Source organism: Trinickia sp., assembly GCF_051961175.1.
Lineage (GTDB): Bacteria > Pseudomonadota > Gammaproteobacteria > Burkholderiales > Burkholderiaceae > Trinickia.
This window is the reverse complement of the sequence record NZ_JBQCDN010000186.1, coordinates 30,044-53,484: the sequence shown is the minus strand read 5'-3', so window position 1 is coordinate 53,484 and position 23,441 is coordinate 30,044. Positions and strand designations below refer to the sequence as shown.

The following is a 23,441-nucleotide window of genomic DNA, read 5'->3' as shown; positions in this document are numbered from 1 at the left end:
ATATGTATGGATCGTATAATCCACCGGCCTTTTTTACTTTGCAAGCACTTGCCAGCAATGGACTGTACACGTGGCAACCTGACGCTTCCGGTTTCCCAATTGTTTGGAATTCAGCGCCGACAGCGTCGGAATTGCCTCATTTCACTTCGCGGTCGGCCAGGGCAAGCCGTGAAGCAATTCCTGTCACGCATTTCAGGAGATCCTTACGCGTTCGGTGCTGAAAAGAACGGCCCGTGCATCCGTTAACGATGGAGGATGCGCTGGTGCAATGCGGACGCTTGCATGTTCGAGCAAACGTTTGCGGCCCTGCCTCCGGCGCCCTCTCCGGGCGTACCGGCTGCGTCCCACAGAACGGCGCATGGCACATTCATTCGCCGATTCAACATTCGAGTCACGCCCCAGCAACCCAAAAAACGGCATATGGACAACGACAAAACCACACTCAACGAGCGCAGCGTCGTCGCAGCAGGCATGTCGCGGCGTACCTTCTTACATGGCCTCGGGGCGCTCACGCTGAGCGCTTGCGGCGCGGGCGGCGGCGGGGGCGGCACGACCGCCGCGAGTCGGTCGATCTCGACATCGATCAATGCGGCAACGGTCGTGCTGCCCAGCGCGGGGACCGGCGCAGCGAGCGTATCCACGAGCGGTGCGTTCGTGCATCCGGGCCTGCTGCACACGCAAGCCGACTTCCAGCGCATCGCGCAAAAAGTCGCCGCCCAAGCACAGCCCTGGTATGCCGGCTGGCAAAAACTGACGAGCAATGGCCATACGAGCCTGAGCTGGTCGCCTCGCCCCGCCACCACGGTCTATCGCGGGGGCACGGGACCGCAGAACTATCCGCAGCTCTACGGCGACATCGCGGCCGCCTACGCGTGCGCGCTCAACTGGATAGCGACGGGCAACACGGCGTATGCCGACAAAGCGGTGCAAATCATGAACGCGTGGTCGTCGACGCTGCAGGGTCTGGCCGGCGACAGCAACGTCGATCTCGCGGCGGGCATCTACGGTTACGAGTTCGCCATCGTCGGCGAGATCATGCGCGGCTATTCGGGGCTGAGCGCGGCCAACCTCTCGGCGTTCCAGTCGATGATGGTCAACTGCTTCTATCCGATCAACATCGATTTTCTGAATCGCCACAACAATACGGATATCACGCACTATTGGGCCAACTGGGATCTGTGCAACATGGCGTCGATCATGGCGATCGGCGTGCTGACCGACGACCATGCGATGTTCGACGAGGCAGTCAACTACTACCTGAATGGTCTCGGCAACGGCGCGATCGCCCAGGCCGTCTACTACCTGCACCCGGGTTATCTGGGTCAGTGGCAGGAGAGCGGCCGCGACCAAGGGCATAACAATCTCGGCATCGCGCTGTGCGGGGCGATCTGCGAGATGGCCTGGAACCAGAACATCGACCTCTACGGCTACGACAACAACCGCTTCCTCGCGGGTGCGGAGTATGTGGCGAAGGCGAACCTCATACAGCCCGACGGGACGTACCTCGCAGTGCCGTATGAAAGCTACGCGAACGTCGATGTGACGCAATCGGTGTTCTCGACCGCCTCGCAAGGCGATATCCGCCCGATCTGGGCGCTCGTCTATAACCACTACGTCAATCGCAAGGGGCTGGCCGCGCCATGGTCCGAGAAGTTCGCGCTCTCGATTCAGCCCGAAGGTGGCGGCGGCAACTACGGCACGACGAGCGGCGGCTACGACCAGCTCGGCTACGGCACGCTCGTCTTCACGCGCGACCCGGTCACGGCCGCTGCCGCGCCGAGCGGCGTCACCGCCTGGCCCGCGGCCGGCCAAGTCGTGCTGTCGTGGTGGGGCGTGGCGAACGGCACAAGCTATAACGTCAAACGCTCGGCAACCTCTGGCGGCCCATACACGACCGTTGCGAGCGGCATCGCCGATCCGCTGACCTACACCGATAGCCCCGGCTCAGGCACGTGGTACTACGTTGTCAGTGCCGCGACGGCATCGGGCGAAAGCCAGAACTCGAACGAAGTGCTGGCCGTTACATCGGTTCAACTGCATACGCAATTGACGTTCGACGAATCGAGCGGCACCACCGCAGCTGATGCAACCGGCAACGGGCATACAGGCACGCTCACAGGAGGCGCATCACGCACGGCAGGCAAGTCCGGCAATGCCGTGTTGCTCGACGGCTCGACCGGCTATGTGAGCTTGCCGAACGACATTGTCGCGGACGTCTCCGACTTCACGATCGCCGCGTGGGTGTTCCGCAATTCCGCCGCCACGAAGCAATGGGAGCGCATCTGCGATTTCGGCACGGGCACCGGCCGATATCTGCTGCTCACCCCCTGCGGGACCAACGGCAATGTGCACTTCGCGATCACGCTGAACGGTTATCACAACGAGCGGCAAGTCACCGGAACTGCACCGCTGCCGAGCGGTCAGTGGACCCACGTCGCCGTGACGCTCTCGTGCACGACGCTCACGCTCTACGTCAACGGGGGGCAGGTCGGTCAAACCACCGGCGTGGCATTCGCACCGTGGCGCCTCGGCCCGACGGCGCAGAACTGGATCGGCCGGTCGCAGTTCCCGGCAGACCCGCATTTCAATGGGGCGATCGACGACTTCCGGATCTACCGCGGCGCGTTGCCGGCCGATCAGATCGCGACACTGGCGCAGAGCTGATCGTCGGTACCTGCGGCGAGCGCGCGCTCGATCAGTTGCCCCACCGTACCGTCATGCCGGAACCCCAATGCCGCCGCACGGCTGTCCGCCAGCGGCGGCTGGCACCCGAACAGCCGTTCGATGGCCTCCACCGGCGCGTAGTCGATCTGTGCCTCGCCGAAACGCCGCGCCAATGCATCCACTACGGCAGTCACCGTCAGATGCAACACGGGCGGCGTCCAGACCCGCGCACCACCCAGGCCCTCGATGGGCAGCCGAGCCGCATGCAGCAGGTTATCGATGCAACATGCTTGCGACATCCACCATGCTGTGGCCGAAGGAGAAACCGGACAGGTATAAGGCTGGCCTTGTTGTGCGGCGCGAAAAATCGCGCTCATGAACGCCGAACCGTGACCCGCGGAGAGCCCGGGCCGCGCCACGATCCCCGGCAGGCGCAACGAGCGCCCATCGAGCAGACCGCGCCGCGATGCATCCCCGAGGAGCTGTTCGCCGATCAGCTTGTGTACACCGTAGCTGATCGTCGGATGCGCCGCTGTGTGCTCGTCCACCCGCTCCGGCAGCCGCCCGCCGTACACGGCGACACTGCTGGCGAATACGACGCGTGGCGCTCGAGATCGGCGTTTCGTCTGCTGCGCGAGCCTATCGAACAACGCGAGCATGCCGTACAAATTAACTTGATCGCCCAGATCCGGATCGGCTTCCGCCTGTGCGCCCGGCACACTGGCCAAGTGGAAGACGAGATCGACAGGCTCGGCGAGCGCTTCGTCCAGTGTTTGCGGCGCGCCAAAATCGCCACAGATGGCCTGCACCCGATCGTCCTCGGGCATCGCGTCGATGCGCCGATCGAGCAGCAGGAGCGTCTTCACGTCACCAGCGGCCAGCACCCCCTCGCTCAACAAGCGCCGAACCAACGCCGCACCCACGAAACCATTGGCACCCGTCACCAGTACTCTCATCGCGGCGTCTCGTCCACGTGGCTGACGCCGGCGCACACGACTTGCTGATCGATGACACCGAACGGCTGCGTACCGTCCGCGTCCCGCGCCGCCATCCTGACCCGATCGCCGAAGCGCATGAACGCCGTCTTGGCCCGTCCCTCGTCGACGATCTCGATGACGCGCCGCTCGGCGATGCAAGCCGAGCCAGCGCTGCGGCTCGCATTCGACACCGTACCCGAGCCGACGACGGTACCTGCCGACAAGCGGCGCGTGCGCGCAGCGTGCGCAATGAGGTCAGCAAAGCTGAAGTTCATTTCGCTGCCGCTAGGATGACCGAACCATCGGTTATTCCATTCGACATGCAACCGCAGTTGCACACGGCCGTCACGCCAATTCGAGCCCAGCTCATCGGGCGTGACAGCGACAGGAGCAAAGCTCGTGGACGGCTTGGCCTGCAGGAAGCCGAAGCCGGTCTTCATTTCACGCGGGCCGAAACCGCGCAGGCTCCAGTCGTTGATCTGCACGATCAGGCGCACATAGTCCAATGCCCGTTCAGCCGGCACGCCCATCGGCACGCCACCGACTACCACACCGAACTCGCCCTCGAAGTCGATACCCTCTGCCTCGTCGGGCAGCGGCACATCTTGCGAGGGCCCGAGAAAATCGTCGCTCGCCCCTTGGTACATCACGGGAATCGTGTCGAAATCGGGAATCGGCGGCGTATTGAAAGCGCGCTCCATCAGCCGGCCATGGTTCAGGAACGCAGAACCGTCGCACCATTGCGGGCTGCGGGGCAAAGGCGCCCGGCAAACTGCGGGATCGAACGCAAAAGCATCCGCGGCCCGCCCCGCATTGAGATCGTCGTAGCGCGCCTGCAACTGAGGCGCAACATCATCCCAGCGCTCAAGCGCATCGATCAACGTGGCAGCGATCGGCGCCGCGTCCAACGCGAACCGAAGATCGCGCGATACCAGCACGAGACGGCCATCGGCTGTCGTGCCGGGCAAAGTGGCGAACTTCATGATGCCTCCATGCGAGTGCGGATTTGCAATGCCTCGGCAATGCGGGGATCGTAGACGCCGTCGATCAGCACGAACAGCATCCGGCAAGGCCGCCCCGATCGGTTCGCCCAAGCATGATTGGTGCCGCGTTGAATGACGACGCTGCCGGGTTTCAGGGGCACCTCCGAATCGTCGAGCACCAGCGTCATCTCACCGTCGATCACCACGCCATAGTCGATCGATTCCGTACGATGCATGAGCGGGTGCGGCGAATCGGCACGAACGGTCGAAGCCTGTGCATCGCCTGCCTGGATAAACGCTTCTTGCATCTTGGCCGCACCGTGCGCAAGGAACTCCGATGTATCCGGCGGGATATCGACAAAACGAAAACGCGTGCCTTGCTCGGGCGGCGGCAACGTCAGCGCGCCCAGGGTCGGGTCCGGGCCGTTATCGATGGCGGGCCGATTGCCCGACGTACTCCACACCTCATGGAAAACCGTGCCCGGAATGGCGGCAAGCTCCACCACGTTCGGCAGCGGCCCTTGCGAGACGATCACCGCACGCCCCTGTTCGTCATGACCGGTCACGATCCGTTCAATGGCGGGAAAGCTCATACGCGGTCCTCGGCGGCGTCAAAGATGGCCACCGCGCGCGTCCAGCCGGCGGACGCGCCGCGAATCTTATGGGGAAAACAGCTGATGAAGAAACCGTTCGGCGGCAGAGCTTCGAGATTGTGCAGCTTCTCCAGATGGCAATAGCCGATATCGCGCCCGGCCTTGTGCCCTTCCCAGATCAACGACGTGTCGCCGGTCTCGGCTATTTTCTTAGCGGTATACGAAAACGGTGCATCCCAGCTCCACGCGTCGGTGCCGGTCAGGCGCACGCCCCGCTCGAGCAGATACATCGTGGCCTCGTATCCGATGCCGCAGCCAGCGTTGACGTAATCGTTGTGCCCATAACGCGAACCCGCCCGCGTGTTCACCACGACGATGTCGAGCGGCTGCAGCGCATGACCGATGCGCGCCAATTCCGCTTCCACATCGGCGGCTGTGACGACGTAGCCATCGGGCAGATGCCGAAAATCCAGCTTCACGCCCGGCTGGAAACACCACTCCAGCGGCACCTGATCGATCGTGATCGAAGGCTTCGCCTCGCCCAGGGTGGCATCCATTGTCGAATGGAAATGCCAGGGCGCATCGAGGTGCGTTCCGCTATGCGTCGTCAGCGTGACCCATTCGGCTGCTGCCGCTTCGCCATCGGGGTAGTCCTCGGGCTTCGTGCCGGGCAGCATGGCCATGAACTCGGGCAGCGTATCGGCGTGCTTCTGATAGGTGATCTTCGGCGCGAGCGGCGGCGGATCGGAGAGTACGTCATTCTCGAGATAGATCGAAAGATCGACGAATCGGCGAATGGGCTTCATGGTTGAACTCCGGACAAAGACGGGCGGCGCGCGAGGCGCGAGAAGCACAGTACCGCCGCGAGCGCGATCAGTACCGCGGCGATGCCGAGGCTGCCGTAGCCGGCCTGCTTGACGAGCGTGCCACCGAGTACCGGACCGATCGCCGCCCCTGTCATCAGCATCGCAGGCGTGGCGGCGACAGCACGGCCCGTTTGGTCGATACGGGCCAGCACGCCGAACGCGAATGTATGGGCAAAAATCATGATCGCGGCGAAGACAGCGGTAGCCGCCGCATACGGCACGAACGTGCTGCTTTCCGTGATGATCAGGGCGATCGCGGCCTGTACGACGGGCGCCGTTTGCAGCACGGTGCAGGCCGGCAGCCGCGTTTCGAGCAGCCCCGCAATGGGCGCTGGAAACAGATTGACGAGGCCGCAGGCGACAAGCGTTGCAGTCACGGCATTGAAGGCGAAGCCACGGTCCAGGCCAATACGCTGGACGAAGCTGAACAGCATGGCCTGCGTCAGCGCCATACAGGCGACCCCCAGCATCCCGAACCATACGGCGCGCTGGAAACGGGGCTCGTCGGCCTTCGCCGTACTGTGCTGACGGCCGGGCGCCGGAAACGCGAATGCGCAGGTCATCGTCGCGGCGCCCATGACGCCCGCAAAAACGCGGAACAGCGTCGGGCCGCCATGCGCCGCGATAAGCCCAGGCGCCGCGCCCATAAAGGCGATGGCGAAAGTACCCAACGCGAGCCCGGCGATCGCGAACAGGCCATGGGGATTGCGGCTGCGCCCGATCGTGCCGTGCGTGAAGCTCAGGCCGCATCCCACGGCGAGCCCCGCGACGCCGTGCAGCACCGCCATCGCCGGATAGCCGCCGATCGACACGACGCCGAGAAACGCGAGCGCCGCGATGCCAAAGCCGGCCGTGGCCATCGCGCGAGCCGGCAAGCGATTCAGACGCGGCGAGAAGAACAAGCTGCTCAGGACGGCGCCGGCCAGAAACAGCGTGGCCAGCAAGCCCGCTTGCTGGGGGTCGAGCCGATACGAGCCGATCAGCGTGCCGACCCAAACCGGCAAGGCAACCAGATCGACCATGCCCGCGCAATGCGCGACCATCAACGCACCGGTGCCGAGCACGCCAAGCGGTGCAGCGATAGAGGATTCGGCAGCCGAATCGGCATACGCCGGGCTCGGGCGGGAAAGATTCGTTTCCATCGTGCCTCCGCTCAGGTCAGATCGGCTGCGCGAGTCGCGTATGCGTCTCGTGCATGATCCGCGTGTGTTCCGCTTTGTCGCCGCCGGCAATCTCGATCTCGCCGAGACGCCCGGAATTTTCCACGACTATGCGGCAGCGTTCCCAGCGACGCGCCTGGAACGCTTCCAATGCGCCTTCCATCGTCGCGCTCCGCCCCAGTTCCTCGGCAAGCACGATCCCATCCTCGATACCGATGCCCGCGCCCGCCGCCATATGCGGCGTCGTCGCGTGCACCGCATCGCCGACGAGCACCACGCGCGAGTTGAACCAGGGCTGAGGCAGCAGCAGGCTTTCCAGCGGGCGATAGTTGCAACGCGATTGCGGCCCGAGTTGCTCGCGGATCGATTGGAGCAACGGCACGCCGAACGGCGCCAGCAGATCCGACAACATGCGCGGCCACGCGGCGGGATCGATGTGTTCGTTGGTCGGCCGGTCCTCGGTGACGAAGAGATACATCTCATCTTGAGAAACCGGATTGACGCCGGCCTTGACCTTCTGCCCGAGCCACATCGTCGCGCAGACGATGTCCGCAGGCCGCGGCACCACGGCGCGCCACACGCCTTGGCCGGTGTAGCGCGGCTTGGGCGAATCCGGGAACGCCGTTTCCCGTACTTTCGAATAAAGACCGTCGGCGCCGACCACGAGGTCATAGTTGCCTTGCGTGCCGTCCGTGAATGCGACGTGAACATGGGCGTCGCGCTGTTCGATCTGCGAGAACGTGCAGCCGAGCCGCACGTTCACTCCGGCCGCCCGCGTGGCCTTGGCAAGCATGTCGGCCAACACCGGGCGCATGATCGCGCCGCCTCCCGGCACCTCTTCCCCAGCTATGCGCGGCGTCGGCAAGGTGCCGATCGGATGGCCGCCCGCGGTGAACAGGTTCACGCCGTCGCCGCCGTAGCCGCGCTCCAAGAAGGCGTCGAGTACACCGATCGTACGCAACGCGCGCAGCGTCGGGCCGCCGATGCTGATGCCGGCGCCATACGAGCGCCAGCCCGGGTCAATCTCGACGAGCTCGACAGCCAGGCCGAGCTTCGCGCACTGGATCGCCGTCGCCATACCGGAGAAACCTCCGCCGATGACGAGGACGCTTTGAAGAGGGGCGATCATTTTGGTGTCTCCTTCCTACATCCGGTTCTGATTCTGGTGTGGGGTTGTCACGTTGCGATCAGCATGATGTCGCCGTCGCTCGTCACCTCGATTGCGACCGGCGTGAGCCGCTGGCCGAGGCAAGGCCCGAGTAGACATTCCCCGCTCGCGATGTCGAACTGCGCACCGTGTGCGTGACAGACGATGCGGGTGCCATCGCCGTTCAGATAGGCGTCCTTGCGCCAGGCCATCGGCGTATCGCCGAAGTGAGGACAAGCGTTGCGATACGCGCGAAGCTCGGTGCCGCGGCGCACGACGAACAGCGTGTCGCGCCCCGTTCCTTCGGGACCGAAGCCTCGCGCGCCGGGATCGCATAGATCGTCGACATGAGCAAGGCGAATCGCGGAGAGTCGCTCCGACATGGCTGCAGGGCGCGCGATCAATCAGCCTTGGCGCCCGCCGGCGGCGGACCGCCCGGCGCCCATTTCTCGCGGTGCTGGAACAGGAACAACTGGGACGCATCGGCGCCCATCGGCACCTCGCGCGCGGTCCACGCCTCGTCGTGCAGGTCCATATCGGCGTCGTACTCGACATGGCAACCGAGCGGGCTGTTGAAGTACCAGAACCAGTTCGAGCCGAAGCGATGGCGCCCCGGTCCCCAGAACGACTGGTAGCCCTTCTCGGCGAAGCGCGTACCGGCTTGCAGGACTTCGGTCGGCCCACCCATATGGAACGTGAAGTGTTCGCAGCCCTTCATGAACGGCGGCGTCTGGATCATAAAGAGCGTGTGATGATCGAGTGTGCCGGCCGGCTGCAGGAACGGGCCGACACCCGTAAAGCGATCTGTGCAGCGAAAGCCGAGACGGTTCACATAGAACGCCTCAGCCTTGGCGGCGTCGGGCACGAAGTAAACGACGTGCGAAAGCGTGCGTGGCGTGAGCACTGCATCGTCTCGCACGGCCACGATGTTCGGCTCACGTTGCGCCGGCGCACCCGGTGCGTTCACCGGCTCGGCCGGCAGGGATAGCGACCGGCGTACGGTGACTTGGAAGCCAATCGCGAAGCCCGCGTCGTCGACCGATTCGATCGAACCGTCGGCGAGTTTGCGCACTTCGCGGTCGCGCAGCAGTTCATCGGCGATCGCATCGAGCGTTGCGGTGTCGGCGACACCGTAGATCGTCTTACGCAACATGCTCGCCGTGCCGAGCGGGGGCGGCAGGCTCGCGTCGTCGCGGTGGGCAATGTCGATACCGGTGCCGTCGAGCGCCTCGAAGCGGCCGCCCGTATCGTCGCAACCAACCGGCAGCAGTCCATAGTCGATCAGATACTGGTAGCAGGCGGCGACATTGTCCACGCCGAAGACGAGCGTATCGGGTCCGATGATATTCATTAGATATGCGTGCTTGAAAAAAGTAGAGGGATCAAAGCGTGGTCCGGCCGCCTAGCGTTTCGGCGATCCAGTCGGCGATGAAGTGTCCCGCGTTGATCGAGTTGTCGAAACTCGAATGCTGCACGCCACCTTCGCGCTCGGTAAAAATCTTGAGCGCTCGCTTCGGGCTGTTCACGAGCTGCTCGTAAGTGCGATGTGCCCAGGCAACGGGGATCTGCGAATCCTTCGATCCATGCGTGACGAGGAATGGCACCTTGATGCGATCGAGGACGCCGTCGAGATGCACGTCTTCGGCGATACGCATGAAGTCGTCGATATCCTCGGCGCCCCACACCCAGCAGACGTGCTTCCAGTAGTGAGGCACGGGGAAGTTGCCTTCGCGTTGCAGGCGCTTTTTCTGAACATCGCGCCAATCGTGATTGGCGCCCCACACCACGCCGCAGGCGAAGCGAGGTTCGAAGGCGACCGCTCGCGGGCAGTAGTAGCCGCCCAGCGAGACGCCCTCCATGCCGATTCGCTTCGGATCGACATCGTCGCGGCCTTCCAGCCAGTCGACGATCCGGCTTGCCCAGACTTCCGAGTTGTAGACGGCGTGCATGCCATGCAGCCGCAGCGCCTCGCCGGTGCCCGGCTGATCGACGATCAGCGAGGACACGCCACGCTCCGCCAGCCACGCCGGCAGGCCCACGAGGTACTTCATTTCCTTGGTCGAATCGAGGCCATTCACCTGCACGAGCAGCGGGCTGCGTGCACCGGCATGCTTCGCTTTGACGAGCAGGCCGGACAGATGCTTGTCGCCGCACGGGATGCGGACACGTTCGCAGTTGTCGCCGCGCAAAGCGACGCTTTTGTCGAACGCATCGAGCGAGCGCCGGTATAAATCGATGCGGCCCGGCTCATCGTGGGCCAACATGCGCTCGGCAGTGATCAGATAGATCGCGGCCCGCTTGTACTTCTCGCCCGCCGATAGCAGCCGCCCTTGCGATTCGTCCTCCACCGCTAAATCGCAAAGCCGATCGGCCGTCTTGACCCACGCCTCGCGAAACGCACGCGTGCCGTCCGCATCAGGTTGATTCGCCGCCTCCTGCAGAGGCGCGCACATGTCCGCTATCTCGCCGATACGTGCGCCCATTTCGATGGCGAGATTGACGGACAGATCCCAGACATAGTTGGTAGGAAAATAGCGAAACATGACTGATTGCCTTCGTTGAAATTGCGGATGGGCCGATGACGGCGCTCATGACGGCGCATTCACTTGCGCGGGCCCGCCACGGATTGACGATGCTCAGCCTTTGCGCCCGAAGCCCGGCCAGAGCGGGATGGCGATGTTCAGCCACACGCTGTTGCTCCTGGCCGTGTTCGCGGCATAGACGCCTTGCTGGTAATTGAGGTTGACGTTCCAGCTTCTGGCGTCGTAGACCACCGACGGACCGATGCCGAAGGTCCTCATGCGGTTGCCGACGGTCACGCCATTCGCTTTGTCGTCGCTGAACTGGTTCAGATACGCGCCGACCACGCCGAGCTTCCACGGGCCGAAGTTCCAGCCGGCGTTGAACTCGCCGACGTAGCCGTCTCCCGAGCTGTCGTTCGTCGTGCCGTTCTTCGAGTTGAGCAGCAGACGGTTGGAAAGGCCGACGTCGATGCCGTTGGGAACGTTGTAGCGCACCGAGAACACCGGTTGCACCGAGGTATAGCCCACCGCCACGCTCGCCTTGACGGGACTGTAGGAGCCCGTTTCGAACGCGAAATCGATGCCCGACGCGATCGCCAGGTTCTGCGAGAGATGCCATTGCAGCAGCACCGGCGTCAGCGTGATGTTCGAGAGACCGTTCTGCGTGCTCGACTGTCCGAATACGCTCGTATGCAAAGAGACGACAGGCACAACCAGTTGCGTATAGACGTTTGCGCCGAGCAGATGAAACGGATACGACACCAGCAGACGCGTCGTTTCCGAATACACCGAAGTGCTGAACGGAATCGGCAGCTTCTTGCCGTCGTTGCCGTACAGGCCGTTCGAGAAGGTGTAGTTGAACTGCTCCAGCGCGAACAACCCGGGGATCGGCGGCAGGTTGGCGATGTTCGTGCCGACCGCCCCCGCCGGATACGGGGAAACCCCGCCTTCGAAGGCTCGGGCTTCGTTCATCGAACCGGCGGCCAACACCGTGCAGCCGACGACGGCCGCGATCAGTTTCCTGGACATGCTGTCTCCTCAACCTAGGGGCGCGGGCGCCTCCTGGCGTCTCTCTAATAGTGAAAGCGCGGTGCGAACGGACGGCGCACCAAGGTACGTTCCGATCCGAAAGTGCCCTGACGCTGGCCTCCCGATGCGATGTCTTTGCCGAGATCGCTTCGAGATGTGGCCTAGGTTAAGATAGGCCGAGGTATCCTAAAAATGGATTCGATCCATTGCCGATATCGATAGCGTGAATACTTTCAGGCTAAACCCTGATACGCGTGACCGGAGACAGCACGCATGCGGTTCAACAAGCTCGACCTCAACTTGCTCGTGGCGCTCGACGCGCTTCTGACCGAACAGAACATCAGCCGGGCTGCAGAAAAGATTCACTTGAGTCAATCGGCGATGAGCAATGCGCTGGCGCGGCTGCGTGAATACTTCGACGACGAGCTGCTCGTGCAAGTCGGCCGCAAAATGGAGCCGACACCACGCGCCGAGGCGCTCAGAGACAATGTGCGCGACATCCTCGTTCGCGTCGATGCGACGGTGGCTGCCCAGCCCGAGTTCGTGCCGGCGCAGGCCAATCGCCTGTTCCGCATGTTCGTCTCGGACTACACGATGACAACGCTGATGCCGCACCTGTTCAAGCTCGCCTACGAGCAAGCGCCCGGCATCCGCTTCGATCTGCGTCCGCAGATCGCCTATCCTCACCGCGTACTGGAGCGTGGCGAAGCGGATCTCCTGATCATTCCCAAGGAGTATTGCTCGACCGAGCATCCGGCCGAGCTGCTGCTCGAAGAGACGTTCTGCTGCGTCGTGTGGGATCGCAGCCCACTCGCGAAGGGTGTCATGACGAGCGAGCGCTACATGGCAGCGGGTCATGTCGTCGTGCAGGTCGGCGAGGGGCAAACGGCGCTTGAAGCCTGGTTCATGCAGCGGCTAGGGGTTGTCAGGCGTGTGGAGGCGAGTACGTACAGCTTCGTATCGCCGGCTCATCTGCTGGTCGGCACAGACCGCATCGCCACCATGCATCGGCGGCTCGCCGAGGAGGCCTCGCGCAGCCTGCCGATTGTGCTGCGCGACGTACCCGTGGCCGTTCCCACGATGGAGCAGTCCATGCAATGGCATAAACATCGCACCTCGGATCCTGGGCTCACCTGGTTGCGCGGGCTGCTGAAAGAGGCCGTCGCGGCGATGGACCAAGCGTGTCATGACGCCCGCTAAGCCCGCTCGATCCGGCCCAGGCGGTCGAACCGGTCACATCGTTCTGGCTCATCACCCCGCGCCCGGCGCACCGACCATCGTCGATCCACGCTGGCTCGTGTTCCTGCAAGTGTCTACCTCGGGCAGCTTGAGCCGTGCGGCCGCGGCGCTCGACATGCCGCAATCGATGGTGAGCCGCAACATCGCTCAGCTCGAGCAGCAATGCGGCGAACGCCTGTTTCGCCGCACGGGGCGCGGCGTCGTCCTCACGGAGTTCGGCGAACAGATGCTGCCGCGCGTCACGCGTCTCGTGGCGGAAGCGGATGCGCTCGCCGACGACATCCGCAGCGCACGCGGCCAGCCCGCAGGAGAGGTGCTGCTGGGGCTGCTGCCGTCGGCGGTCAACCACTACGCCGGGCCGCTCTTCACGGCCGTGCGCGCCGAGCTGCCCGCCGTGCGGCTGCATTTGACGGAAGCGGCCAGCGCTCAACTCGACGAGCATCTGCGCGAAGGCCGCCTGGATATGGCCATCGTGTTGAAGGAGGACGAGGCGAGTATCGGTAACTGCCCTCTGCTCGCGCGTGTCCCGCTGCATTTGGTTGGCCCTCGCGGCGATCCCGTCGTCGAGCATGGCGACGTCCCGCTGGCCTCGCTATCCGGCCTTTCGCTGGTAGTACCCGGACGGCCGCACCTGCTGCGGGCGCGGCTCGACCGCCTCGCTTCGCAGCACGGGCTCACGGTGCAAGCCGCTGTCGAAGCCGATTCGGTACGGCTCCAATACGAAGTCGTGGCCGCCGGCGGCGGCTATGCGATTGCGTCCGTGCTGCCCGGCAAGCTCGATGCGCGGCTTGCCTCCGCGCGGATCGTCGAGCCCATCCTCGAACGATACGTCGTGCTCGCCGAGTCGCCCCGCCGTCCGCATACGCGCGCAACCCTCGCTGTACGGAGCTTGATTTGTCGGTTGGCCGCAGCGCTGGACGGCAGCGCGGGCGGCGCCCCGAGCCAGGGCACGAGCTATCGATCTTCGTCATAGCTGCTTTCGACGTCAGGCAGTGCCCGAAACGGGCCGCCCGTTCTATTGTGTGCCGGCCACCTACTTTCAGGCCCGCACCATGTCAGACGCCGTTACGGCTATCGCCGAATCCCCCTCTCCCACGCTTTTTCTGAGCGATGCCGACGTGGCCTCGCTCGCCGACTGGCCCTCGGCCGTCGCCGCGCTGGCCGACGCCTACGCCACGGCCCTATCGCCCGCGATGGTGCCGCCCCGCTCGATGGCTCGCGGTGACGGCATGTGGCTGCGCAGTCTGACCGCCGTCTCGCCGAGCGGCGGGCAGATGGGCTGCAAGCTGATCGCCGCGAATATGCGCTCACGGCGGGCCAGCTATCTGATCTCGCTGTTCGACCCGCAAACAACGGAATTGCGCGCACTGATCGACGGCAACCGGGTGACCGGTCTACGGACCGCGGCCACTGCCGCCCTCGCCGTCACGTTGCTCGCGCCGAGCAGACCGCTGCGTGTCGCCGTGATCGGGTCGGGCTTCGAAGCGCGCGGCGCACTCGATTGCCTGAACGCCGTGCGCGAACTGCAAAGCGTGCGTGTCTTCAGCCCGACACCGGCCAGCCGCGAGCGCTTCGTCGAAAGCTTTCGCCCCGCCCTCGACATTTCTGCCGCGGTTCACCCCGAGGCTGCCGTGAAAGACGCCGACGTCGTCATTTGCGCTACGCGCAGCCGCGACGAATCGCCGGTGCTGCAAGGGGCATGGCTGCCGCCAGGCGCCACCGTCGTCTCGCTCGGCTCGACCTTGCCCGAGCAGCGCGAAGTCGACGAAGAGACGATGGCGCGTGCTGTGTGCATCGTCGCCGACATGCCCGAGGAGGTCGAGCACGACACCGGCGACGCCCTCGCCGCCGCGAGCGCCGGTGTGGTATTCGCCGACCGGCTCGTCCCGCTGAGCGCACTGGTGGCGGGGCACCTGGTGCCGCGCCGTGCCGATGGCGACATCGTGCTGTACAAGTCGGTCGGGTCGTCGCTACAGGACATCGTCATCGCCGAGATGCTGCTGGCGCGCGCCCTTCGGCAGGGCGTCGGCGTGGCGCTTCCGGTCAGCATCGCGCCGGTCGCGAAATAACCTCGCACTCGCTCTGACTCACTCGAATTCATTCGAACCAGCTTGAATTCAGTCACCGATTCGCCGCGTTCGAAAACCTACTCAAGTACTCAATCAAGGAGCCGCCGCCTCATGGCAAGCTACAAGAAATCCGATGCCCGCGCCTGGGCGCGCGAATACCTCACCGGCTGCTCGGCCGTCACGATCCCGAGCTACAGTGCGGACCTGAAACGCCTCAACGAACGCGGCATCCGTCACGACATCGAACTGGCGATCGAATTCGGCTTTCGCTATACGTTGCTTTGCAGCGAAGTCGCGATCACACCCGAAGAAAACGCGCAGTTCACGGCATGGGCCCGCGAAACGGCCGCCGATCGGCTCGGCCTGTTCTTTCATGCCGCGTTCGGCACACTCGCCGAAAACATCGAGGCCGTGAAGCTCGCGGAAAAAGCCGGCGCCGACATCGTACTGCTCTCGTATCCGCCGCAGTTTTGGCCGATCACCGAGCAGGAGATCTATGACTACACCAAGGCCTTCTGCGACGCGACCGATCTCGCCGTGATGCTGTTCCCGATTCCACTCTGGGGTTTCGAGCGCGTGCATCCCGCCGGCATGTCGTTGGAACTCGTGCGCCGGCTGCTAGACGATTGCCCGAACATCGCCGCGATCAAATCGGAACAAGGTTTTCCGCTGCCGGCCGGCATCTGCGAGATGTACCACCATTTCCGCGACGAAGTCGTGATCAGTTGCCCCATCGAAGGCGATGCGATTCCGCTGATGAGCCTCATGAAACTCCAGTTCTCCGGCACCAGCAACACCGCGTGGATGAGCGGCTACTACCCGAAGGCGTTCGAACTCGCACGCAATGGGCGATGGGAGGAAGCGATGTCGATGTACTGGAAGGTGAACCCGGCTCGCGGCGCCAACGGTGCCGCGGCTCAAACCTATGCGGGCGGCACCGGCGTACTGAACCGCACGATGTGGAAATACCAGGATTGGCTCGCTGGCTTCAACGGCGGCCCGCTGCGCGCACCGGCGATGCGCGTGCCGGACCGCATCATGAAGACACTGCGGCAAGGGCTCGTGGCGTCGGGATTGCCCGTGACCGCCGATCCGGATTCCGCCTTCATGGCGGGCCGTTTCCCGTGTTGAGCGAGCGATAACGATGGAATCTCTACTGAGAGATGCCGCCTTGTGGCGCGAAAGCGCGTTCATCGCCGGCGAGTGGATCGACGCGTGCCTGGAAGTCCGATACCTGTGCCGGGACGGCTTTAACGCGGTTTAAACTTATGGAACCGCCGGGTTTTCCGGCGGCTGGACACGAGTCAAGCTCAACAAGGAGTCAACCCCGCTCCAACCCTCATCACCGCCGATTCGGCAAAAAACGACTCGCACTTGCACCCTGCCGACAAGAAATAAAAAGCGCGCGTCCGAGGGTCGTTTACAGCCAATTTTCGCGCGCATGACGGACGATGCGACGTCATTCCGCTCCATAGACTCGACCAGTGCGGCGCAGCCGGTCTCCATCACCGCTGCGACATGCACGGCACGATCGTGCCCCGACGCCGACTGTCGCCTCGTGCCGGTCGGCGCATGGCTGCTCCCTATCGCTCGATTTCAGGAGGTGTGAAGTGAGACATGTGCGGAACAACATCGCGACCCGGCGGCCCTGCCGCGAAAAAAGGAGGGACGCATGAGTTCGTTAGAAAAGGAAGCGGCGCTCGCCGCCGTAGCGAGCAAGAATGCAACATCTTCGGCGTTCAAACGACGCTTCATGTTGCGGATGATCCTCGTGCTGACCGGCGGGACGTTCCTGGATGGCTACATTCTCGGTATCGTCGGCCCCGTGTCAGGCAAGATGACAGCCGAGCTGGGCATATCGCCGGTTTGGGAGGGCCTGATCGCGGCCGGCGCTTTGTTTGGCATCCTCGTCGGATCGCCGTTGGGCGGGTGGGCCGGCGACAAGTTCGGCCGTAAGCCGCTTTTCATGCTCGACATGGGCATGTTCGTGATCGCATCGGCCATGCAGTTCTTCGTCGGCTCCATGCAGTTCTTCATCGATTCGCCGCTGCAACTGTTCGCCGTTCGGTTGCTGATGGGCATCGCGATCGGGGCGGAATACTCGGTCGGTTGGCCGTTGCTGTCGGAATTCTCCCCTTCGCGAATCCGCGGACGGCTCATGGGCCTCACGCTCATCGCCTGGTATGCCGGTTTCATGATTGCCTTCGTGGTGGGCTACCTGCTTGACCGCTATACGAACCTCGGCTGGCGGAACATCCTCGGCACCAGCACCTTTCTCGCGATTGCATTGTTCCTCGGGCGCCTGGGCATGCCCGAGTCGCCGCGCTGGCTGTGGAGCAAACGTCGTATCGATCAGGCGCGCAGCGTCGCTCATCGGTACATGCAGAACGCATCGGATATGGCCGACGTCGAGCACGAAACGGCCCATTCGGGGAGTGGCTTCGGGATGCTGTTTTCACGACAGTATTGGCGGGCCACGGTATTCGTGTCGCTGTTCTTCTTCTGTGTCGTGACGCCATACTTCGCGATTGCTACGTTTGCCGACAGTGTGCTGAAGAAATTCGGTCTCGGCGGCGGGCTCGCCGGAGGCGTGGGATTGTCGGCGGTGGCATTGGCCGGCAGCGTCGCCACGGTCCTGCTGATCGACAAGGCCGGACGTCGTGTGCTGACCGTACCGCCACAGTGGATCATCACGGTGATCCTCGCGATTCTCGGCGTGTGGACCGATGCGCCGGGGGCCGTCGTGCTGGGGCTGTTCCTCGCGTTCTCGTTCTTCAACGCGGGCTGCGGCACGCTGACGTGTATCTATCCGGGCGAGGTATTTCCGACGGAGATCCGCGGAATCGGAACCGGCTTCGCCGCCGCGTTCAGTCGGATTGGGGCCGGCCTCGGTACGTTCCTTTTGCCATGGTCGATGGCAAACCTCGGCGCCTCGGTCACCATTCTGATCGCTGCGGGCATCGCCGCTGTCGGCGCCGGCGTATCGCAATGGCTCGCGCCCGAAACCAAGGGCAAAAGTCTTAGCGAAACAGCGTCCGGGTTTTCGCACTAGCACGCTGGCGTTTCTGGCGAAGTATGCAATGGGGAACGGCGCGCTTGATTAAAAGGCGTCGTTCGTTTCGTTGCATACTGCCAAAGGTCTCGAGTCCCGCTGCCCCACTGTTCTTGCGCCCGCCCCTCACAACGGTATCGATCGATCCTCTCGCACCATTTTCACGAGGACGTCGGCAAGCGCACGAATCTTCGGCTGCGGGGCGCGTTGCGGCGGGTAGACGAGAAAGTAACCCATGCCATTCGGCGCCACCTGATCGAATGGCCTCACGAGCGCGCCGGTCTCAAGCCGCTCGATCGCCATCCGAGGATCGCCGATAGCCACACCGTGCCCATGGGCGGCCGCCGTGAGCGTGAGTTCGAGCGTATCGAAAACGAGGCCGCCAGCGGCGTCGACCTGCGTCGCGCCAACACGATCGAGCCAGCATCGCCATTCGTCATGACGAGGCCCCGGATGCAGCAAGGTCATACGCGCGAGATCGGTTATCGATTTCAGCGATGACGCCAGCTCGGCCGTACACATCGGCGTGAGGGTCTCCGCGAACAACGGTACAGCGTCCAGCCCCACCCACTGCCCCGTCCCCCGCACGATGATCGCGTCGATATCGGGTGTCGCGAACTCCGGCGTATCGTCGGCCGATGTCGAGATGCGCAGTTCGATGCCGCTCAGCGCCCGGCTGATATCCGGCAGCCGTGGAAGCAGCCATCGAATCGCGAAGGTCGAAGGTAACCTGAGCGTCAAGACCTGCACGCTTCCGGTATGCAGGTCGGCGTGCTGAGCCAACCGAGTCAGTACGTCCAACGCGACCGTCAGCAAGGCATGCCCTTCCGTCGTCAATGTGAGTCCAGACGCATGGCGCACGAAAAGCGCGCATCGATAGTGTGTTTCCAGCTGCTGGATCTGACGGCTGACCGCGCCTTGCGTGCGGCATAGGTGTTCAGCGGCCTTGCTGACACTGCCGAGCTGCGCCGCCGTCACGAGCGCCTGGAATGCCGCTATCGGAGGCAGCGGGCGCGTCAGATCCGCCAGCGGGTATGCAGGCGCCGCATACCCGCCTTGCGAATTTCTCGTTTGTTCGGTCATCGGTACGTCGCTATCGTATCCATACCCGGTTCCCGTTCAGTGAACAGACGGACGCGCGGGAACTCAACGTATGATCGGAGGAAGACTATGGCTTTATCGTCGGAAGCACTATACACGCGGCAAATCCAGGCTTACCTGGCGGCGCTCGAACGCGGGGAGGTGGCGGCCATTTGCGCGCTGTTCAAACCCGACGCGCAAATCCTGTCGCCGTTCCTCGGTTGGATGACCCCGGCGCCGTTCTTTGCGAAAGTCGATGCGGCGTCCGGTGCGAGCACGATCACCCCCATCGATATCTGCGTCAGTTCCACAGGCGCACGCCGCGCAACGGGCTACTTCGTCTACGACTGGAAGCTCAAGGATGGTTCGGCCGTCCGGTTCGAGTGTGTCGATGTATTCGAGTTCGATGAAGACGGGCTCATCGAGAAGATGATCATCGTCTACGATACGCATCCGATTCGAAGCACGGTCGGCGATAAATACGCGTAGCGGTAAGCCCTGCGGTCAGGGATCTGCGTAACGCGTTCATTTCTCTCGGCGCTTGGCACCGCTCCCCCCGATGCCAAGCGCTCTGCGACGCTCGCTCGCACGGCGTCCTTTTTTCTTTGCGTTACCGTCATTGCCCGGCAGAAGACGATTTAGCCGGCTGCGGGAAGGCCGGCCCTATACCCATCGTCAAATTTGCTTCGGAATGACGATCGAATTCGGGCAACTGACGGTTGCTCCCGAATCGTTGATCGGTACCACGCGCCCGTTCGTGCTCAAAGACGTGGTAACGCTGCTGTGATTTCCCAACTGCAGTTCGCCGTTCGTGATCGAAAAGCCCGTGCCGCCCGAAATCATCGTGTTGAGCATCCGGATGCCGGTGTCATCCGACGTTGGAATACCCATCAGACTGTTCGCGAGTCCGATGATCGCACCCTGCGTCTTGGCGCCCGTCGCGATGACGTTGTCGATTGTCACATTCGCGATGATGGGCAATATACCTCCGGTACCGGACGCATAAGTGTACGTAAACAGGAACGGCTGCGTGACATTGCGCATGCAAGTGTTCTGGTATGTCACGCCCGTCGTCGCCCCGCTGTCCTTCGACGTCTCGTCGGTCTTGATCCGATAGCCGTAGTCCGTCCCGCTGAACTGCACAGTATCGACTGCCACCTGCGATACGCCCGGGTTCGAGATCGTATGCCCCGCGGCCTCCTGTCCGCCGATCGAGATTCCATGACCGCCGCCAACCACACAGTGGCCAATGTTGACACCAACCGTCGCAGCACCGCCGGCATTGGACTTGATTGCGATGTCGTCATCGCCGGTGTCAAGCACACAGTTCTTGATTGTCGTATTCCGCGTGCCGATGATGTCGATCGCATCCGTGTTCGGCGCGAGGTTCTGCCCACTGCTGTTTCGCTTCGGATTCGCGTAGATCCATACTCCGTCGATCGTCACGTTCTGCGAGCCGGACTCGATGACCAGCTGCTCCTTCGGCGAGTTGCGGATGATCAATGTATTGCCGGTGTCGTTGGTCGCGGTCGGGAAAACGGCCAACGATTGCGGTTGGCCCGCGTCGGTAAAGTTCGAGCCAATCTGGATGTGGGACCCAGTGATCTTGATGAGTTTCGGCCTGGCGGTGTTGCTTTTGCCGACGGCACTCGGCCAGTACGCTCCTCCATCGCCGTCGATCGCGCCAGTACCCGTGATCGTCACATTGCTGATCTTGTCACCGACCAGCATCGCGCCGTCGGACGGCAGATTCGCGCTGCCTTTCAGCGTGAATCCCTTCTCGACCTTCAGCACAATGTTGCTCGCGAGATTGACTGTCGTGATGACCGCGGTTGAGATGCCGTTGTTGGCCTTGAGGTCGACAAGACCGATGCCGCCTGAACCCGAGCACTGGTTGATCGCATTCTGCAGGTTTGTCGTATTCGTGTCCGCCGCCGACGTCCATTGCGGCACGCAGGGGCTTGCGTGAGCAGGAACGTGAACCAATAGGCCGGCAAGCAACACGATCGAACCGATTCCGGGGACTTTACATTTTGTTTTCAACATCGCCCTATCTCCATTACCTCCGTCCTTTGAATGGACGGAATAAATTAGATTTCTTAATCGACTTTGGACGCCGGCGCGATCGTTCCGACGGATAGCGATATCGGCCGACACCGTACGCTATCACATGTCTGACAACTTAAAAATAGATTTTACATATTGAGCATACTGGTCATGATAGTGAACAAGTTGCGCCTGGTTCGCCTGAGCCGCCGTCATTCGGTCCGATGGGTTTTCGCGCGTCCTGATTTCCGGCCGTGAGGGGGTGATGCGCTCAAGCTCGATACGGATACGTTGAGCGGCTACTCCTGTCTCCGGGCGCTGGCTCGGGAACGCGAGACGCTGGCTGGAAGCTCAAGGATGGATAGTGCTGTGCACTTTGAGTCTGTCGATGTGTTCGACTTCGACGAAGGCTGCTTGCCATTCGACGCCGGGCGCCCTGAATCAGGACGATTTTCGCTGGCTTCGCGGGCCTTGGCCGGCTGCGTACCGCCCGCAATGGCGGAGATATTCGGCCTCATGCACAGCGATGAGGTCGGCGATGCTGTGCCACAGCCATGACGGTACATCGTTGGACTTCGGGCTCCGGCGACGAATTTCTCTGAACCAGGCGCGGCGTGTTTCGATGTCCATCTGTTGCGCGTGTGCCTGCCCGACGACGAGTGCCAGAAAACGCGCCGCCTTCACCGCATCGGCTTCGGCAAGCCGTTCCGTCTCCAGCTTCAAATCCTCCGGCATCAGTTCGCGAATGACGACCGCGCGGTCGTCCACGCGTGCCGCGCACATTCGGTCGCCCAGCATGGGAGAGACATGCTGTGCACCCTCGATCACCCTTTGCGCGGCGTCTCGCGGGATACGCGCGCCACCATGCTTTGGCGCGGCGGCGACGGCGGCCTCCTTGATATCCATCAGGCGCGGCGGCTTTCCGTTCGAACATGCGCCGTCGATATCGAGCAAGACCGCAAAACGGCGCCGGCCCAACGAACTGCACCCCTTCACCCAATACGCGGCGTCAATCACCTCCATGGCCCCTTTCCCAGGCGTCTCTTGGCAAAGCGCCTGGTAGATATTGGACGCGGAGTCCGATTCGAACAATGCGCCGATCGACGCTTTTTCCTGCGCCGACAGAGGCCAGAAGCGCTTACCCAAGGGAATGTGGGGTTTGGCATCTCCCGTGGTCTGCCGGTTCAGCGACCGCCATGAGCGGTGCATCGCCGCCTTCATCGCGATCTTGACGATAGCGGGCCGTTTTACATTCGCCAGAGCACCGTCATGACTGCCATCGAACGCCTGGCTGTAGCCCTCGACCAGCGCGCCCATCATGCGGCAAGTGACGATCCCGGGCAGATCCGAGCTGCGCGCCGCGGTCGCTAAAGACAAGCCGAGGCGCAACAAGTCGTGCACTGGATTGCCAATCGTGGTTTGGTCCAGGTCGCGAATCTGGACTGCCACGTCGCCGTTCGCTCCGACTATCGGACCCAGATTCCCGTGGTGGCAGTCGCCGCAGATCCAGATGGGCGGGCCCTCCGGCAACGTGCCGCCACGCTGATCGGCGAGCCACGCGTAAAACCGGCCCGCGCTGCCACGCATATAGGCGTGCGCGGACCGCGCCATTTTTGCATCGCGCTTGGCTGATAGAACACTTTGCCTCTGGTCGGGCGTTGGGTACTTCCCGGCCCGCTCGGTCTCTTTGCCCACGCGCCTCCCTTCAGGTTGTATGTGCGACCCGTTTTGGGTAGATCCAGCGTAAATCGTGCCTGGGGCGGCCCCCCTGCGGGTGCCGAGGGCGGAACATCCTGGGACATCCAAGCTGCGGAAAACCGTCCGGTCCCTCCTAGTTCCCGAGCCGTAAAGGCAGTCTGAGGCTGCTCGCAGTCGGCTGCGCCGATCCCGGATCAGGCTCCGATTGCACGCGAGCGGTCACCCGCATCCGCTTCCCCTGCTCCACAACAAGGCACAATACGGGTTTTGACGGATGTTCCGGGCGGGCGCTACGTGTGGCCCCGCCTCTCCGTCC

General features: G+C 63.2%; 20 protein-coding genes. 7 read left to right on the top strand and 13 right to left on the bottom strand.

Features of this window, described 5'->3' with window-relative positions; genetic code table 11:
- Positions 1–420: 420 nt before the first annotated feature.
- Positions 421–2,664, top strand: a complete 2,244-nt coding sequence (locus ACTHL0_RS10800; protein ID WP_440566726.1) for a LamG-like jellyroll fold domain-containing protein — start codon at positions 421–423, stop codon at positions 2,662–2,664.
- Here the strand turns inward: ACTHL0_RS10800 and ACTHL0_RS10795 are convergent.
- From ACTHL0_RS10795 to ACTHL0_RS10750, 10 genes are all read right to left on the bottom strand, one after another.
- Positions 2,637–3,620 carry an NAD-dependent epimerase/dehydratase family protein gene (locus ACTHL0_RS10795; RefSeq protein WP_440566725.1) on the bottom strand — a complete coding sequence of 328 codons (984 nt, stop codon included), beginning with the start codon at positions 3,618–3,620 and terminating at the stop codon, positions 2,637–2,639. The two genes, ACTHL0_RS10800 and ACTHL0_RS10795, sit on opposite strands and share 28 nt — an antisense overlap.
- Positions 3,617–4,624, bottom strand: a complete 1,008-nt coding sequence (locus ACTHL0_RS10790; RefSeq protein WP_440566724.1) for a fumarylacetoacetate hydrolase family protein — start codon at positions 4,622–4,624, stop codon at positions 3,617–3,619. The genes ACTHL0_RS10795 and ACTHL0_RS10790 overlap by 4 nt, the downstream gene beginning before the upstream one ends.
- On the bottom strand, positions 4,621–5,217 hold the full coding sequence (locus tag ACTHL0_RS10785; protein ID WP_440566723.1) for a cupin domain-containing protein: 597 nt from the start codon (positions 5,215–5,217) through the stop codon (positions 4,621–4,623). The genes ACTHL0_RS10790 and ACTHL0_RS10785 overlap by 4 nt, the downstream gene beginning before the upstream one ends.
- Complete coding sequence (locus ACTHL0_RS10780; RefSeq protein WP_440566722.1) at positions 5,214–6,023, bottom strand: cyclase family protein; 810 nt, start codon at positions 6,021–6,023, stop codon at positions 5,214–5,216. Before ACTHL0_RS10780 ends, ACTHL0_RS10785 begins: the two co-directional genes overlap by 4 nt.
- Positions 6,020–7,225, bottom strand: coding sequence for an MFS transporter (locus ACTHL0_RS10775; protein WP_440566721.1), 1,206 nt, complete (start codon positions 7,223–7,225; stop codon positions 6,020–6,022). Before ACTHL0_RS10775 ends, ACTHL0_RS10780 begins: the two co-directional genes overlap by 4 nt.
- 16 nt (positions 7,226–7,241) lie before the next feature.
- On the bottom strand, positions 7,242–8,372 hold the full coding sequence (locus ACTHL0_RS10770; RefSeq protein WP_440566720.1) for an FAD-dependent oxidoreductase: 1,131 nt from the start codon (positions 8,370–8,372) through the stop codon (positions 7,242–7,244).
- Positions 8,373–8,419: 47 nt separating this feature from the next.
- A complete protein-coding gene (locus ACTHL0_RS10765) occupies positions 8,420–8,773 on the bottom strand; it encodes a Rieske (2Fe-2S) protein (RefSeq protein ID WP_440566719.1) in 354 nt (117 codons plus the stop codon).
- Between the two features lie 17 nt (positions 8,774–8,790).
- Positions 8,791–9,741, bottom strand: coding sequence for a VOC family protein (locus tag ACTHL0_RS10760; RefSeq protein WP_440566718.1), 951 nt, complete (start codon positions 9,739–9,741; stop codon positions 8,791–8,793).
- A 31-nt stretch (positions 9,742–9,772) separates the two neighbouring features.
- Positions 9,773–10,933, bottom strand: a complete 1,161-nt coding sequence (locus ACTHL0_RS10755) for an alpha/beta hydrolase family protein (protein ID WP_440566717.1) — start codon at positions 10,931–10,933, stop codon at positions 9,773–9,775.
- A 93-nt stretch (positions 10,934–11,026) separates the two neighbouring features.
- Complete coding sequence (locus ACTHL0_RS10750; protein WP_440566716.1) at positions 11,027–11,941, bottom strand: SphA family protein; 915 nt, start codon at positions 11,939–11,941, stop codon at positions 11,027–11,029.
- A gap of 273 nt (positions 11,942–12,214) precedes the next feature.
- Between ACTHL0_RS10750 and ACTHL0_RS10745 the strand changes: the two genes are divergently transcribed.
- The 5 genes from ACTHL0_RS10745 to ACTHL0_RS10725 all read left to right on the top strand — a co-directional run bounded on the left by ACTHL0_RS10745 (position 12,215) and on the right by ACTHL0_RS10725 (position 18,301).
- The gene (locus ACTHL0_RS10745; RefSeq protein WP_440566715.1) at positions 12,215–13,141 is read left to right on the top strand and encodes a LysR family transcriptional regulator; all 927 of its coding nucleotides are present in this window, start codon (positions 12,215–12,217) and stop codon (positions 13,139–13,141) included.
- Entirely contained in the window at positions 13,128–14,153 is a 1,026-nt protein-coding gene (locus tag ACTHL0_RS10740; RefSeq protein ID WP_440566714.1) for a LysR family transcriptional regulator, read from the top strand. Before ACTHL0_RS10745 ends, ACTHL0_RS10740 begins: the two co-directional genes overlap by 14 nt.
- A 79-nt stretch (positions 14,154–14,232) precedes the next feature.
- Positions 14,233–15,249: an ornithine cyclodeaminase family protein gene (locus ACTHL0_RS10735; protein WP_440566713.1), complete on the top strand. Its 1,017-nt coding sequence runs from the start codon at positions 14,233–14,235 to the stop codon at positions 15,247–15,249.
- 111 nt (positions 15,250–15,360) lie between these two features.
- The gene (locus tag ACTHL0_RS10730; RefSeq protein ID WP_440566712.1) at positions 15,361–16,380 is read left to right on the top strand and encodes a dihydrodipicolinate synthase family protein; all 1,020 of its coding nucleotides are present in this window, start codon (positions 15,361–15,363) and stop codon (positions 16,378–16,380) included.
- Between the two features lie 541 nt (positions 16,381–16,921).
- Complete coding sequence (locus ACTHL0_RS10725; RefSeq protein WP_440566710.1) at positions 16,922–18,301, top strand: MFS transporter; 1,380 nt, start codon at positions 16,922–16,924, stop codon at positions 18,299–18,301.
- 126 nt (positions 18,302–18,427) lie between these two features.
- On the opposite strand, the gene ACTHL0_RS10720 is transcribed toward ACTHL0_RS10725, so the two are convergent.
- Complete coding sequence (locus ACTHL0_RS10720) at positions 18,428–19,384, bottom strand: LysR substrate-binding domain-containing protein (protein ID WP_440566709.1); 957 nt, start codon at positions 19,382–19,384, stop codon at positions 18,428–18,430.
- Between the two features lie 87 nt (positions 19,385–19,471).
- Here ACTHL0_RS10720 and ACTHL0_RS10715 point away from each other — a divergent pair, with 87 nt between their 5' ends.
- On the top strand, positions 19,472–19,870 hold the full coding sequence (locus ACTHL0_RS10715) for a nuclear transport factor 2 family protein (RefSeq protein WP_440566708.1): 399 nt from the start codon (positions 19,472–19,474) through the stop codon (positions 19,868–19,870).
- A gap of 186 nt (positions 19,871–20,056) precedes the next feature.
- Here ACTHL0_RS10715 and ACTHL0_RS10710 read toward each other — a convergent pair whose 3' ends face one another.
- Positions 20,057–21,427, bottom strand: a complete 1,371-nt coding sequence (locus tag ACTHL0_RS10710; RefSeq protein ID WP_440566707.1) for a glycoside hydrolase family 28 protein — start codon at positions 21,425–21,427, stop codon at positions 20,057–20,059.
- Between the two features lie 441 nt (positions 21,428–21,868).
- Entirely contained in the window at positions 21,869–23,122 is a 1,254-nt protein-coding gene (locus ACTHL0_RS10705) for a DUF2252 family protein (protein WP_440566706.1), read from the bottom strand.
- Positions 23,123–23,441 lie beyond the last annotated feature (319 nt).